Genomic DNA, 11,790 nt, shown 5'->3' on the forward strand with positions numbered 1-11,790 from the left:
CAGCGCAGCTGCCGGCGCGCGGGCACCCGCAGCACTCGGCTCGACATACCGCTCCCATCGGTCCCGGCGGTAGCACCCTGCGCCGTGGGGCGCGGGTTGCTGCGGCGTCGTCGAGCCGGGTCTCTCGGCCGCTCTGGATGGACTCCCCGCACTCAACCCGTCACCCGAACCGGTTGTCAAGAGCATGAACGCGCAACTGTCGCTCCCGCCACACACCGGACCTCCGGGACGGCGTGGAGCCCCACCGCGCCGCCCGGCGCCGCGGTCCCCGGCGGAGCACTGTCGGATCGCACAAAGGACGGGGTGGGGCGGCCCGCGCGTTCGTGCTCGCGGTGCCTGCCGGAGGCGGGACCGGGCACGGAAGGTATGACGCGTCCCACACCACCCCCTGCGAGGTGCCCGTGCGCGCTACCGCCCGATCCCGTCCGCGCAAGTCCGGCCGCAGACCGCACCCGGTCGACGAGGTGCTGCCCGCCGGCAAGCTCGCCGTCTACGGCGTCCAGCACGTGCTCGCCTTCTACGCCGGCGCGGTCATCGTGCCGATCCTGCTGGCCGGCGCGATCGGCCTGTCGGAGCGCGAGCTCATCCACCTGATCAACGCCGACCTCTTCACCTGCGGCATCGCGTCGATCATCCAGTCCGTGGGGTTCTGGAAGGTCGGCGTCCGGCTGCCGCTGCTGCAGGGCGTCACGTTCACCGCGGTGTCGCCGATGATCGCGATCGGGCTCGCGGCGGGCGGCGGCACCGACGGCCTGCTGGTGATCTACGGCGCCGTGATCGTCGCCGGCCTGTTCACCTTCCTCATCGCCCCCTGGTTCAGCAAGCTGATCCGCTTCTTCCCGCCGGTCGTCACCGGCACCGTCATCACGATCATCGGCCTCGCGCTGCTGCCGGTCGCCGCGCAGGACGCCGTCGGCGGCGGCTCCGCGCCCGATCCCACCAGCGCCCGCAACCTGGCCTACGCCCTCGGCACGCTCGCCGTCATCGTCGTGATCCAGCGGGTGTTCCGCGGGTTCACCGCCACCGTCGCCGTGCTGATCGGGCTGGTCCTGGGCACGGGCGTGGCCTGGCTGCTGGGCGACGCGTCGTTCGCGGCCGTCGGCGAGTCCTCCTGGTTCGGCGTGACCACGCCCTTCTACTTCGGCTGGCCGAAGTTCGCCGGCGCCGCGATCGTCTCGATGATCGTCGTCATGCTGATCACGGCGGTCGAGACCACCGGCGACGTCTTCGCCACCGGCGAGATCGTGGACAAGCGGGTCGGCCGCGAGGACATCGCCCGGGCGCTGCGGGCCGACGGCCTGGCCACCACCATCGGCGGCGTCCTCAACTCCTTCCCGTACACGTGCTTCGCCGAGAACGTCGGGCTGGTCCGCCTGACCCGCGTCAAGAGCCGGTACGTCGTCGCCGCCGCGGGCGCGTTCATGATCCTCATCGGGCTGATCCCCAAGGCCGGCGCGGTCGTCGCGGGCATCCCGCACCCGGTGCTCGGCGGCGCGGCCCTGGCGATGTTCGCGACCGTCGCCGTCGTCGGCATCCAGACGCTGTCCCGGGTGGACTTCCACGACCACCGCAACGTCGTGATCGTCGGGACGAGCCTGGGCCTGGCGATGTTCGTGACCGCGCAGCCCGACGTCGCGAAGGCCCTGCCGCCCTGGGCGCAGATCGTGTTCGGCTCCGGCATCACCCTCGGCAGCATCACGGCGATCCTGCTCAACCTGGTGTTCCACCATGTCGGCAAGGACTTCGGCCCCGCCGTCGCCGGCGCGCCGGGCACCCCGACGATCCGGCTCGACCAGGTCAACCGCATGAGCCGCGACGAGTTCGCCGCCGCCTTCGGCCGGCTGTTCCAGGGCCCGACGGACGTCGTCGGCCGGGCGTACGACCGCAAGCCGTTCGCCGACACGACGGCCCTGCGCACCGCGTTCCAGGAGGCGTTGTTCGCGGCGCCGCGCGAGGAGCAGCGCGCGCTCATGGCCGTCTACCCCGACCTCGGCGGCGACCGCGTGGCCGACGGCGACGAGGGCGACGACTCCCGCGAGGACCAGGCGTCGGCCGGCCTGACCCGGCTCTCCGACGACGACCGCACCGAGTTCGCCGAGCTGGCCGCGGCCTATCGGGAGCGCTTCGGGATCCCGCTGATCGTCTGCGTCCGCGAGCACCCGGACCGCGAGGCGATCCTGCGCGAGGGCCGGCGCCGGCTGGGCAACTCCCCCGCCCAGGAGCACGCGGCCGCGCTGATCGAGATCGCCAAGGTGGCCAACCGCCGCTTCGAGGACCTGGTCGCCGAGGCCAACCCGATCGCGGCGGCGCGGGCCGGGGCCTTCGGGTCGGGCGCCCGATGACGGCCGTCGCCCTGACCGTCGCGGCCTTCGACGACCTGCCCGCCACCCGCGCCGAGGAGCTGCTCCGCGAGGTCTGCTCGGCCCCGCGGTGGGCACGGCAGGTCGTCGCTGGCCGGCCCTACGGCCGCCTCGCCGCGCTGCAGCGTGCGGCCGCGGCGGCGCTCACCGAGGACGACCTCGACGCCGCCCTGGCCGGCCACCCGCGCATCGGCGACCGGTCCGCGCAGGGCACGGCCCGCCGGGAGCAGGGCGCGGTCGCCGCGGCGCCGGCGCAGGTCCTGGACGCGCTGGCCGAGGGCAACCGGGCCTACGAGGAGCGCTTCGGGCACGTCTACCTGGTCTGCGCCAGCGGCCGGGACGCCGAGGACCTGCTCGCCACCCTGCGGGCGCGGCTGCGCAACGACCCTGCGACCGAGCGCCGCGTGGCGCTCGCGGAGCTGGCCGCGATCAACCGGCTGCGGCTGGGGCGGGTGTTCGGGGCATGACGCTCTCCACCCACGTCCTCGACGCGACGACGGGCACCCCCGCCGCCGGCATGACCGTCGTGCTGCGCACGGAAGGCCGCGAACGCGACCGGCTGACCACCGACGCCGACGGCCGGGGCCGGTTCACCGAGCCCGGCCCCGGCGTCCACACCCTGACCTTCGCCACGGGCGACCGGTCCGACTTCTATCCCGAGGTCACGGTGACCTTCACCGTGACCGACCCGGGGCGGCACCACCACGTACCGCTGCTGCTGTCCCCGTTCGCCTACTCGACCTACCGCGGGAGCTAGACATGGGAATCAGGCTGGGTGCCAACGACTACGGCAAGGCGGAGAACCGGGTCGTCCGGATCTACCGCGACTCGCCGCGGCACGAGATCCGCGACGTCACCGTGACGACCGCGCTGCGGGGCGACTTCACCGACGCGCACCTGCGGGGCGACCAGTCCCGGGTGCTGCCGACCGACACGCAGAAGAACACCTGCTACGCGTACGCCAAGGAGAAGGGCCTGCGCGAGATCGAGGACTATGCGCTCACGCTGGCGCGGCACTTCGTCGCCGACGTGGAGCCCGTGTCCGGGGCGCGGATCGCCGTCGACGAGCACACCTGGGAGCGGGTGCCGGTCGACGGGCGCGGGCACGACCACACGTGGGTGCGCCGCGAGTCGGAGATCCGGACGACGGTCGTGGAGGTCTCCGGCGACGGCGAGCGCGTGGTCTCCGGGCTGCGGGACCTGGTGCTGCTCAAGTCCACCGGCTCCGAGTTCGCCGGCTTCCTCACCGACCCCTACACGACCCTGCAGGAGACCCACGACCGGATCATGTCCACCTCGCTCGTCGCGGAGTGGGCCTACGCCGGCACGGAGATCGACTGGGACAAGTCCTGGGCCGACGTCCGGCGGATCCTCCTCGAGCGCTTCGCCACCGTGCACTCCCTCGCGCTGCAGCAGACGCTGTGGGAGATGGGGAAGGGTGTGCTGGAGGCGCACCCGGAGATCACCGAGATCTCGCTCTCGGCGCCCAACAAGCACCACTTCGTGGTGGACCTGGCGCCGTTCGGCCTGGAGAACCCCAACGAGGTCTTCTACGCCGCCGACCGCCCCTACGGCCTCATCCAGGCGACCGTCACCCGCGACTAGCGCAAGTGGCAGATCTGCGTACTGGCCCTCGCCTCCGCCGGGGGTGACGATCTCCGCACCACGGCGGCCTCGACGCGGAGGTGACCCATGCCCGAGACGATGCGCGCGGCGCGGTTCCACGGAGCGGGCAGGCCGTTGGCCCCCGAGACCGTGCCGCGCCCCGAGCCCGGACCCGGCGAGGTGCTCGTGCAGGTCCGGGCCGCGGGCGTCTGCGGCTCGGACGTGCACTTCGCGATCGAGGGCAGCCCGGTGGGGTTCCTGCCGATCACCCTCGGGCACGAGGTCGCCGGCACGGTCGCGGGGCTCGGGCCCGGCGTCGACGGGTGGGCGGTGGGCGCGCGGGTGGTCGTCAACGCGGTGCTCACCGACGGGACCTGCCCGCAGTGCCTGGCCGGGCGGGGGTCGATCTGCGCGAGCCGCAGCCTCGTCGGGGTCCACCACGACGGCGGGCTCGCCGAGTTCGTCGCGGCACCGGCCCGGGCCCTCCTCCCGCTGCCCGACGACGTGCCGTTCGACGTCGGGGCCATCGTCACCGACGCCGTCGCCACGCCGTTCCACGCGCTCACCGACGTCGCCCGGGTCCGCGCCGGCGAGGCCGTCGCGATCGTCGGGGCGGGCGGGCTCGGTCTGCACGCCGTGCAGATCGCCCGGCTGCAGGGCGCGTCGCCGCTGATCGCCGTCGACCCGCGGCCGTCCCAGCGCACCCGGGCCGCCGAGGCCGGCGCGGACCTGGTGCTGGAGCCCGGGCCCGACTCCGTCGAGGCCGTGCTGGCGGCGACCGGCGGGGCCGGGGTGGACGTCGCCGCGGAGTTCGTGGGCCGGCAGGAGAGCATCGCGAGCGCCGCGGAGCTGCTGCGCCCGGGCGGCCGCGTCGTGGTCTGCGGGATCGGGCCGGAGTCGATCGTCCTGCCGCCGCCGACCGTGTTCGTCCGGCGCGAGCTGCAGGTGCTCGGCAGCTACGCGTTCACCACGGCGTCGATCAGATCGGTGCTCGGCCTGGTCACCGCGGGCCGGCTCGACCTGAGCCGCTCCATCACCCACCGCTTCCCGCTCGAGGAGGCGGACAAGGCGCTGCAGACGCTGCACCAGAAGCTGGGCGAGCCGCAGCGCGTGGTCGTGCTGCCCTGACCCACGGCTAGCGGGAGCGGAGGGCCAGGAAGAGGTCGACCCGGTCGGGGAAGTCGGCGAGGCTGCGGCCCGTCAGCTCCTCCACCCGCCCGATCCGGTAGCGCACGGTGTTGACGTGCAGGTGGAGCCGTTCCGCGGCGCGGCTCCACGAGCCCGAGCAGTCCAGGAACGCCTCCAGGGTCTCCAGGAGCCCGGCCGTGTTGCGCTCGTCGTAGGCCAGGACCGGGCGGAGCACCCGGTCGGCGAAGGTGCGGCGGACGTCGTCGGGCACCGCCGCGAGCAGGGCGACGTGCGAGGTCACCTCCGACGCCGTGACCACCGCGACCGCGCCCGGGCGCTGCTGCGCGAGCGTCCGCGCGTGCACGGCCTCCTGCAACGCCCCGGTCAGCGCGGCGAGCGCCGCGGACCGGCTCACCCCGACCGCGAGCTTCTCCGACGCGAACCCGGGTTCGAGGCGGGCCAGCGCGGCGTCGAGCACCGCCGTGTCCCCCGGCACGAGCGCGACGGCCAGCCCCTCGTAGGTGCCCACGACCGGCGGCCCGAGGTGCGCGGCCGCGTCGACCAACACCGAGCGCGCGGTCTCCACCCGCCCCGGCCCGCTGAACCCCGCGACGGCCACCGCGAGCGGCGCCGACGGGTCGAGCCCCGCCTGCCGCAGCCGCACCGGCAGCTCCGGCCGCTCCCCCGCCCCCTCCGCGACCAGGGCGATCGCGTCGTCGGCGATGTCGCGCGCGAGCCGCAGCCCCTCGCTGCGCCGGGCCCGGTCGAGCGCGGCGATCGCCACCAGCTCGCCCACCGCCTCGACCGTCTCCTGGTCCCAGTCCGGCCGCGCGCCGTCGACCACCACGAACCACGACGTCGGCCGCAGCTCCGACGACGGCCCCACCGGGAACACCGTCCGCGCCGGGCCCGGCGTGACCGCGGGCAGCCGGTCCGCGGTGAGGAAGGTCCGCACCGCGGCGTCGAGCTCGACCGGGGGCAACGGCTCCGGTCCGGCGGCCAGGGCGCGCCCGGTCGCCGTGAACACCCGGCAGGTCAGCCCGATCGCGGCCCCGACCTGCGCGGTCAGCTCGTCGAGCCCCAGTCCGCCGGCGACCGCGGCCAGCAACTGCCGCTGCCGCCCCACCGTGACGGCGAGCCGGTCGCCGCGGGCCGCAGTGACCGAGCCGACGACGTACTCGGTCACCGCCGCGAACGAGATCTCCTCGGGCACCTCCAGCAGCGGGACGTCGTGCCGGCGGCAGGCCTCCACGACGTCGTCCGGGATCCCGTGGAACACCGCCGCACCCGCGGCCAGCGCCGCCACCTCCGCCCGCGCGAGCGCCCCGACGAACCGCTCGGTGTCCGCCTCGGCCGTCCGCCACACCAGACCGCTGATCACCAGCTCGCCCCCGGAGAGGTAGCGGCCGGGATCGGGCAGGTCGGTGGTGTAGACCCAGCGCACCGGCCGCTCGAGCGCCGCCGCGTCGCCGTGCAGCAGCCGCAGCTTCAGATCGGGGCGCCCGACCAGGTCGCGCAGCAGCATTGGAGGAACGTACAACCGCGCCGCCAAGGACCGCCACGGGTTCGTCGTGGCGGCGACTCGTGACCGACACGAACAGGCGGTGTACTTCCTGCCATGGACTTCCTGGCGCCGACCTCCTGGGCGGAGGCCCTCGAGACCAAGGCGGCACACCCCGACGCCCTGCCCGTCGCGGGCGGCACGGACGTCATGGTCGAGCTCAACTTCGACCACCGGCGCCCGGCCGCCCTGCTGGACCTCACCCGGGTCCCCGAGCTGCAGGAGTGGTCGCACGACGCGGGCCGCATCCGGCTCGGCGCCGGCGTGACCTACAGCCGGGTGATCACGGAGCTCGGCGGAGCGCTGCCCGGCCTCGCGATGGCCGCGCGCACCGTCGGGTCTCCGCAGATCCGCAACCGCGGCACGGTCGGCGGGAACCTGGGCGCGGCCTCCCCCGCCGGTGACAGCCACCCGGCCCTGCTCGCCGCGTTCGCCGACGTGGAGATCGCCTCGGTGCGGGGGACGCGCGTGGTGCCGGTCGCCGAGTTCTTCACCGGCGTCAAGCGCAGCGTCCTGGAGCCCGACGAGCTCATCGCCGCCGTGCTGGTCGCCCCGCCCGCCGGCCCGCAGCAGTTCTGCAAGATCGGCACCCGCAACGCCATGGTGATCGCGGTGTCCGCCTTCGGGTTCGCGCTGCACCCGGACCGCCGGGAGGTCGGCACCGGGATCGGCTCGGCCGCGCCCACCCCGCGCCCGGCCCCCGAGGCCGCCGCCTTCCTCGCCGGGGAACTCGAGGCCGCCGGGCTGTGGGACTCCCGCGGCCCGCTGCCCGAGGGCCTCGCAGGAGAGTTCGGCCGCCGCGTCCGCGACGCCGCGGCCCCGATCGACGACGTCCGCGGCAGCGCCGCGTACCGCCTCCATGCCCTGTCCGTCATGGCGCGCCGCGCCGCGACCTGGGCCTGGGACTCCTACCGCAACGACGACGGGACCGACGGGACCGACGACAGGAGCGCCGTCGCATGAGGATCGAGCTGACGGTCAACGGCACCCGCCGCGAGGCCGACGACGTCTGGGAGGGCGAGAGCCTGCTCTACGCGCTGCGCGAGCGGCTCGGCCTGCCCGGATCCAAGAACGCCTGCGAGCAGGGCGAGTGCGGCTCCTGCACGGTCTACCTCGACGGCACCCCGGTGTGCGCGTGCCTGGTCGCCGCCGGTCAGGCGCAGGGCCGCGAGGTCACGACGGTCGAGGGCCTGGCGGGCGAGGAGCTGGACCCCGTGCAGCAGGCGTTCGTGGAGAAGGGCGCGGTGCAGTGCGGTTTCTGCACCCCCGGTTTCCTGATGTCCACGAAGGACCTCCTGGAGCGCAACCCGCAGCCGACGGACCCGGAGATCCGGGAGGCGTTGGCGGGCAACCTCTGCCGGTGCACGGGCTACGAGAAGATCCTGGACGCCGTGCGGGCCGCGGCGGTGGCGAAGCGATGATCATCGAGAACGCGCACGTCGTGACCGTGACCGGCGAGGAGATCGCCGGCGGGCACGTCGTCGTCGAGGACAACCGGATCACCGCAGTCGGCGCGGGCCCCGCCGTGGACCGCGCCGGTCATGACGTGGTCGACGCGCGCGGCGGGCTGCTCACCCCCGGCTTCGTCAACACGCACAACCACCTCTACCAGTGGGTCACCCGCGGCCTCGCGGTCGACGCGACGCTCTTCGAGTGGCTCACCACGCTGTACCCGGTGTGGGCAGGCATCGACGAGCACGCCGTGCACACCGGAGCCACCGGCGCGCTGTCGCAGCTCGCGCTGACCGGCTGCACGACCAGCACCGACCACCACTACGTCTTCCCCCGCGAGGGCGGGGACGTGTTCGCCGCCGAGATCCGCGCCGCCGCCGAGGTGGGCCTGCGCTTCCACCCGTGCCGCGGCTCGATGGACCTGGGGCGCAAGGACGGCGGCCTGCCGCCGGACCACGTCGTCGAGGACCGGGACGCCGTACTGGCCGCGTCGGAGGCGGCGATCGACCGCTGGCACGACGCCTCGCCCGGCTCGATGCTGCAGGTCGCGCTGGCCCCGTGCTCGCCCTTCTCCGTGACCGGCGACCTCATGCGCGAGTCCGCCGAGCTGGCCCGCCGGCGCGGCGTCCGGCTGCACACCCACCTCGCCGAGACCCTCGACGAGGAGGACTTCTGCCGGGAGCGCTTCGGCTGCTCGCCGCTGGAGTACGTCGAGGGCCTGGGCTGGACCGGCGCGGACGTGTGGTTCGCCCACGCCATCCACCTCGACGACCCCGCGGTCAAGCGGATCGGCGCGACCCGGACCGGGGTGGCGCACTGCCCGTCGTCGAACGCCCGGCTGGGGGCGGGCATCGCCCGCACCCGCGACCTGCGCGATGCCGGCGCCCGCGTCGGCCTCGGCGTCGACGGCGCCGCGAGCAACGAGGCCGGCAGCCTGCTCGAGGAGGTCCGGCACGCGGTGCTGTTCGCCCGCGCCGTCGGCGGCCCCACCGCGCTGACCGTCCGGGACTCCCTGGAGCTGGCCACTCTCGGCGGCGCCCGCGTCCTGGGCCGGGAGGACGAGATCGGCTCGATCGAGGTCGGCAAGCTCGCCGACCTGGCTCTCTGGGGCCTCGACGGGCTGGGCCACGCCGACGTCGCCGACCCGGTCGCCGCGCTCGTGCTCGGCGCCCCGCCGCCGCTGGACCTGCTGCTCGTGAACGGCCGCCCGGTCGTCGAGCACGACCGTGTGGTCACCGTCGACACGGACGCCGTGGCGCGCGAGTGCGCCCGCGTCCACCGCACCCTGCTGGAGAAGGCGTCATGACCAGTACCGAAACCCGGACGGCGGGCAGGCTGGGCGACTCCCCGCTCCGCCCCGACGGCACCCTCAAGGTCACCGGCGAGTTCGCCTACTCGTCCGACCTGTGGCACGACGACATGGTCTGGGGCGTCACGCTCCGCAGCCCGCACCCGCACGCCCGCATCCGCTCGATCGACGTGACCGAGGCGCTGCGCGTCCCCGGCGTGTCCGCGGTCCTCACCGCGGCCGACGTCCCCGGCGAGAACGCCGTCGGGCTGGAGCACCTGGACACCCCCGCGCTGGCCGACGGCGTGGTCCGCTACCAGGGCGAACCCGTCGCGCTCGTCGCGGCGGACCACCCCGAGACCGCGCGCCGCGCCGCCAAGCGGATCGTCGTGGACTACGAGGTGCTGCCGGCCGTCACCGACCCGCGCCGCGCGCTCGACGCCGGCGCCCCGCTCGTGCACGCCTCCCGTGAGGACAACCTCGTGCGCGCCATGAAGATCCGGCGCGGCGACCCGGCCCCCACCGCCCCCGTGGTGGTGGCGCTGGACTTCGAGGTCGGCATGCAGGACCAGGCCTTCCTCGGGCCGGAGTCCGGGCTCGCGGTGCCGGACGGCGAGGGCGGCGTCGACCTCTTCGTCGCCACCCAGTGGCTGCACGTCGACCAGGGCCAGGTGTGCCGGGTGCTCGGGCTCCCGCCCGAGCAGGTGCGGCTGACGCTCGCCGGCGTCGGCGGTGCCTTCGGCGGCCGCGAGGACCTGTCGATGCACGTCCACGCGTGCCTGCTCGCGCTGCACACCGGCAAGCCGGTGAAGATGAGCTACGCCCGGGACGAGTCCTTCTTCGGGCACGTCCACCGGCACCCGGCCTGGCTGCGCTACGAGTTCGGCGCGCAGCCCGACGGCACCCTCGTGTACGCCAAGGCGGACATCCTCTTCGACGGCGGCGCCTACGCGTCGTCGACCGGCGCGGTCGTCGGCAACGGCGGCACGCTGGGGCTCGGCCCGTACCGGATCCCGAGCGTCCACGTCGACGCCCGCGGGGTCTACACGAACAACCCGCCCTGCGGCGCGATGCGCGGCTTCGGCTGTGTGCAGGCCGCGTTCGCGCACGAGGCGTTGATGGACGAGCTGGCCGACCGGGTCGGCGTGGACCGGGTGGAGATCCGGGCGCGCAACGGGATGGTCGAGGGCGACCTCAACATCACCGGCCAGGTGATCGACTCCGCGGCGCCCGTCGCCGAGCTGATCCGCACCGTCCGCGACCTGCCGCTGCCGCCCGAGCCCGAGGGCGAGCGGGACATCCGTGAGCTGCCCGGCGGCGCGTCGAACACCACGCACGGCGAGGGCGTCGTGCGCGGGGTCGGGTACGCGGTGACCTACAAGAACGTCGGGTTCTCCGAGGGGTTCGACGACTACTCCACCGCCCGCGTGCGGCTGGAGGCGATCGCCGGCGAGCCCGTGGCCACCGTGCACACCGCGGCCGCCGAGGTCGGGCAGGGCCTGATCACCATCGAGCAGCAGATCTGCCGCACGGAGCTGGGCGTGGACCAGGTCGTGGTGCACCCCAAGGACACCAGCGTCGGCTCCGGCGGCTCGACGTCCGCCTCCCGGCAGACGTACGTGACCGGCGGCGCCGTCAAGGCGGCGTGCGAGGCGGTGCGGACCTCGGTCCTGCGGCGCGCGGCGGCGTTGTTGCAGCGCAGTGATCTCAGGCTGGACGGCGACAAGATCGTCGCGGAGTCCGGCGAGGTCGTCGCGGGCCTGGCCGAGGTGCTCGACGAGCCGGTCGAGGAGACCGTCGAGTGGCGACACCGCCCGACCTTCCCGATCGACCCGGAGACCGGGCAGGGGAACGCGCACGTCCAGTACGCCTTCTCCGCGCACCGCGCCGTGGTCGACGTCGACACCGAGCTCGGCCTGGTCAAGGTGGTCGCGCTGGACACGGCGCAGGACGTCGGCCGGGCGCTCAACCCGGACGCCGTCGTCGGGCAGATCCAGGGCGGCAGCGCGCAGGGCATGGGCCTGGCGCTGATGGAGGAGATCGTGGTGCAGGACGGGCACGTGAAGAACCCGTCCTTCACGGACTACCTGATCCCCACGATCCTCGACATGCCGCCGATGCAGGTGAAGGTGCTGGAGTACGCCGACCCGCACGCGCCCTACGGCGTCCGCGGGGTGGGCGAGCCGCCCACGATCTCCTCCGGCCCCGCCGTCGCCGCGGCCGTCCGCGCCGCCACCGGCAAGGCCCTGCGCCGGGTCCCGATCCGCCCCGAGCACATCACCTTCTGACCCCGAGTACCGCTGTGGGGGCGCAGTAGGGGCGCCGCCCAACAGAGACCCCGCAAGCGCCCGCGGGCGGGCCACTCCGCCCGGTAGGAGAAAGGGGCCGCCCTGAGC

The 11,790-nt window shown here is 74.5% G+C and carries 10 protein-coding genes and 1 riboswitch; of the genes, 9 read left to right on the forward strand and 1 reads right to left on the reverse strand.

The window, feature by feature from the left end; translation table 11 throughout:
- Positions 1 to 51 precede the first annotated feature (51 nt).
- Positions 52 to 144: riboswitch (SAM riboswitch) on the reverse strand.
- A 257-nt stretch (positions 145 to 401) separates the two neighbouring features.
- The 5 genes from uraD (AB0B41_RS32145) to AB0B41_RS32165 all read left to right on the forward strand — a co-directional run bounded on the left by uraD (AB0B41_RS32145) (position 402) and on the right by AB0B41_RS32165 (position 5,093).
- Positions 402 to 2,342: a 2-oxo-4-hydroxy-4-carboxy-5-ureidoimidazoline decarboxylase gene (uraD, locus tag AB0B41_RS32145; protein ID WP_358210030.1), complete on the forward strand. Its 1,941-nt coding sequence runs from the start codon at positions 402 to 404 to the stop codon at positions 2,340 to 2,342.
- Positions 2,339 to 2,827 (forward strand): 2-oxo-4-hydroxy-4-carboxy-5-ureidoimidazoline decarboxylase, encoded by a 489-nt coding sequence (gene uraD / locus AB0B41_RS32150; RefSeq protein WP_358210032.1) that lies wholly within the window; start codon positions 2,339 to 2,341, stop codon positions 2,825 to 2,827. Before uraD (AB0B41_RS32145) ends, uraD (AB0B41_RS32150) begins: the two co-directional genes overlap by 4 nt.
- Positions 2,824 to 3,117 carry a hydroxyisourate hydrolase gene (locus AB0B41_RS32155; RefSeq protein WP_358210034.1) on the forward strand — a complete coding sequence of 98 codons (294 nt, stop codon included), beginning with the start codon at positions 2,824 to 2,826 and terminating at the stop codon, positions 3,115 to 3,117. Before uraD (AB0B41_RS32150) ends, AB0B41_RS32155 begins: the two co-directional genes overlap by 4 nt.
- A gap of 2 nt (positions 3,118 to 3,119) precedes the next feature.
- Positions 3,120 to 3,965: a factor-independent urate hydroxylase gene (gene pucL, locus AB0B41_RS32160; RefSeq protein WP_358210036.1), complete on the forward strand. Its 846-nt coding sequence runs from the start codon at positions 3,120 to 3,122 to the stop codon at positions 3,963 to 3,965.
- 87 nt (positions 3,966 to 4,052) lie between these two features.
- Complete coding sequence (locus AB0B41_RS32165) at positions 4,053 to 5,093, forward strand: zinc-binding dehydrogenase (RefSeq protein ID WP_358210038.1); 1,041 nt, start codon at positions 4,053 to 4,055, stop codon at positions 5,091 to 5,093.
- A 7-nt stretch (positions 5,094 to 5,100) separates the two neighbouring features.
- On the opposite strand, the gene AB0B41_RS32170 is transcribed toward AB0B41_RS32165, so the two are convergent.
- Entirely contained in the window at positions 5,101 to 6,618 is a 1,518-nt protein-coding gene (locus AB0B41_RS32170) for a PucR family transcriptional regulator ligand-binding domain-containing protein (protein ID WP_358210040.1), read from the reverse strand.
- Positions 6,619 to 6,711: 93 nt separating this feature from the next.
- On the opposite strand from AB0B41_RS32170, the gene AB0B41_RS32175 reads away from it, so the two are divergent.
- From AB0B41_RS32175 to pucD, 4 genes are read left to right on the forward strand one after another with little or no spacing between them, the layout of a single operon-like run.
- The gene (locus AB0B41_RS32175; RefSeq protein ID WP_358210041.1) at positions 6,712 to 7,617 is read left to right on the forward strand and encodes an FAD binding domain-containing protein; all 906 of its coding nucleotides are present in this window, start codon (positions 6,712 to 6,714) and stop codon (positions 7,615 to 7,617) included.
- Positions 7,614 to 8,075 carry a (2Fe-2S)-binding protein gene (locus AB0B41_RS32180; RefSeq protein WP_358210043.1) on the forward strand — a complete coding sequence of 154 codons (462 nt, stop codon included), beginning with the start codon at positions 7,614 to 7,616 and terminating at the stop codon, positions 8,073 to 8,075. The genes AB0B41_RS32175 and AB0B41_RS32180 overlap by 4 nt, the downstream gene beginning before the upstream one ends.
- On the forward strand, positions 8,072 to 9,412 hold the full coding sequence (locus AB0B41_RS32185; RefSeq protein WP_358210045.1) for an 8-oxoguanine deaminase: 1,341 nt from the start codon (positions 8,072 to 8,074) through the stop codon (positions 9,410 to 9,412). The genes AB0B41_RS32180 and AB0B41_RS32185 overlap by 4 nt, the downstream gene beginning before the upstream one ends.
- Positions 9,409 to 11,682, forward strand: a complete 2,274-nt coding sequence (gene pucD / locus AB0B41_RS32190) for a xanthine dehydrogenase subunit D (RefSeq protein ID WP_358210047.1) — start codon at positions 9,409 to 9,411, stop codon at positions 11,680 to 11,682. The genes AB0B41_RS32185 and pucD overlap by 4 nt, the downstream gene beginning before the upstream one ends.
- Positions 11,683 to 11,790 lie beyond the last annotated feature (108 nt).

The sequence above is a fragment of the Pseudonocardia sp. NPDC049154 genome (assembly GCF_040648315.1).
Taxonomy (GTDB): domain Bacteria; phylum Actinomycetota; class Actinomycetes; order Mycobacteriales; family Pseudonocardiaceae; genus Pseudonocardia.

Bases quoted from the DNA above. Each gene is read 5' to 3' on its own strand.
- uraD (WP_358210032.1), top strand. From the start codon at position 2,339: ATGACGGCCGTCGCCCTGACCGTCGCGGCCTTCGACGACCTGCCCGCC.
- AB0B41_RS32155 (WP_358210034.1), top strand. From the start codon at position 2,824: ATGACGCTCTCCACCCACGTCCTCGACGCGACGACGGGCACCCCCGCC.
- pucL (WP_358210036.1), top strand. From the start codon at position 3,120: ATGGGAATCAGGCTGGGTGCCAACGACTACGGCAAGGCGGAGAACCGG.
- AB0B41_RS32165 (WP_358210038.1), top strand. From the start codon at position 4,053: ATGCCCGAGACGATGCGCGCGGCGCGGTTCCACGGAGCGGGCAGGCCG.
- AB0B41_RS32170 (WP_358210040.1), bottom strand. From the start codon at position 6,618: ATGCTGCTGCGCGACCTGGTCGGGCGCCCCGATCTGAAGCTGCGGCTG.
- AB0B41_RS32175 (WP_358210041.1), top strand. From the start codon at position 6,712: ATGGACTTCCTGGCGCCGACCTCCTGGGCGGAGGCCCTCGAGACCAAG.
- AB0B41_RS32180 (WP_358210043.1), top strand. From the start codon at position 7,614: ATGAGGATCGAGCTGACGGTCAACGGCACCCGCCGCGAGGCCGACGAC.
- AB0B41_RS32185 (WP_358210045.1), top strand. From the start codon at position 8,072: ATGATCATCGAGAACGCGCACGTCGTGACCGTGACCGGCGAGGAGATC.
- pucD (WP_358210047.1), top strand. From the start codon at position 9,409: ATGACCAGTACCGAAACCCGGACGGCGGGCAGGCTGGGCGACTCCCCG.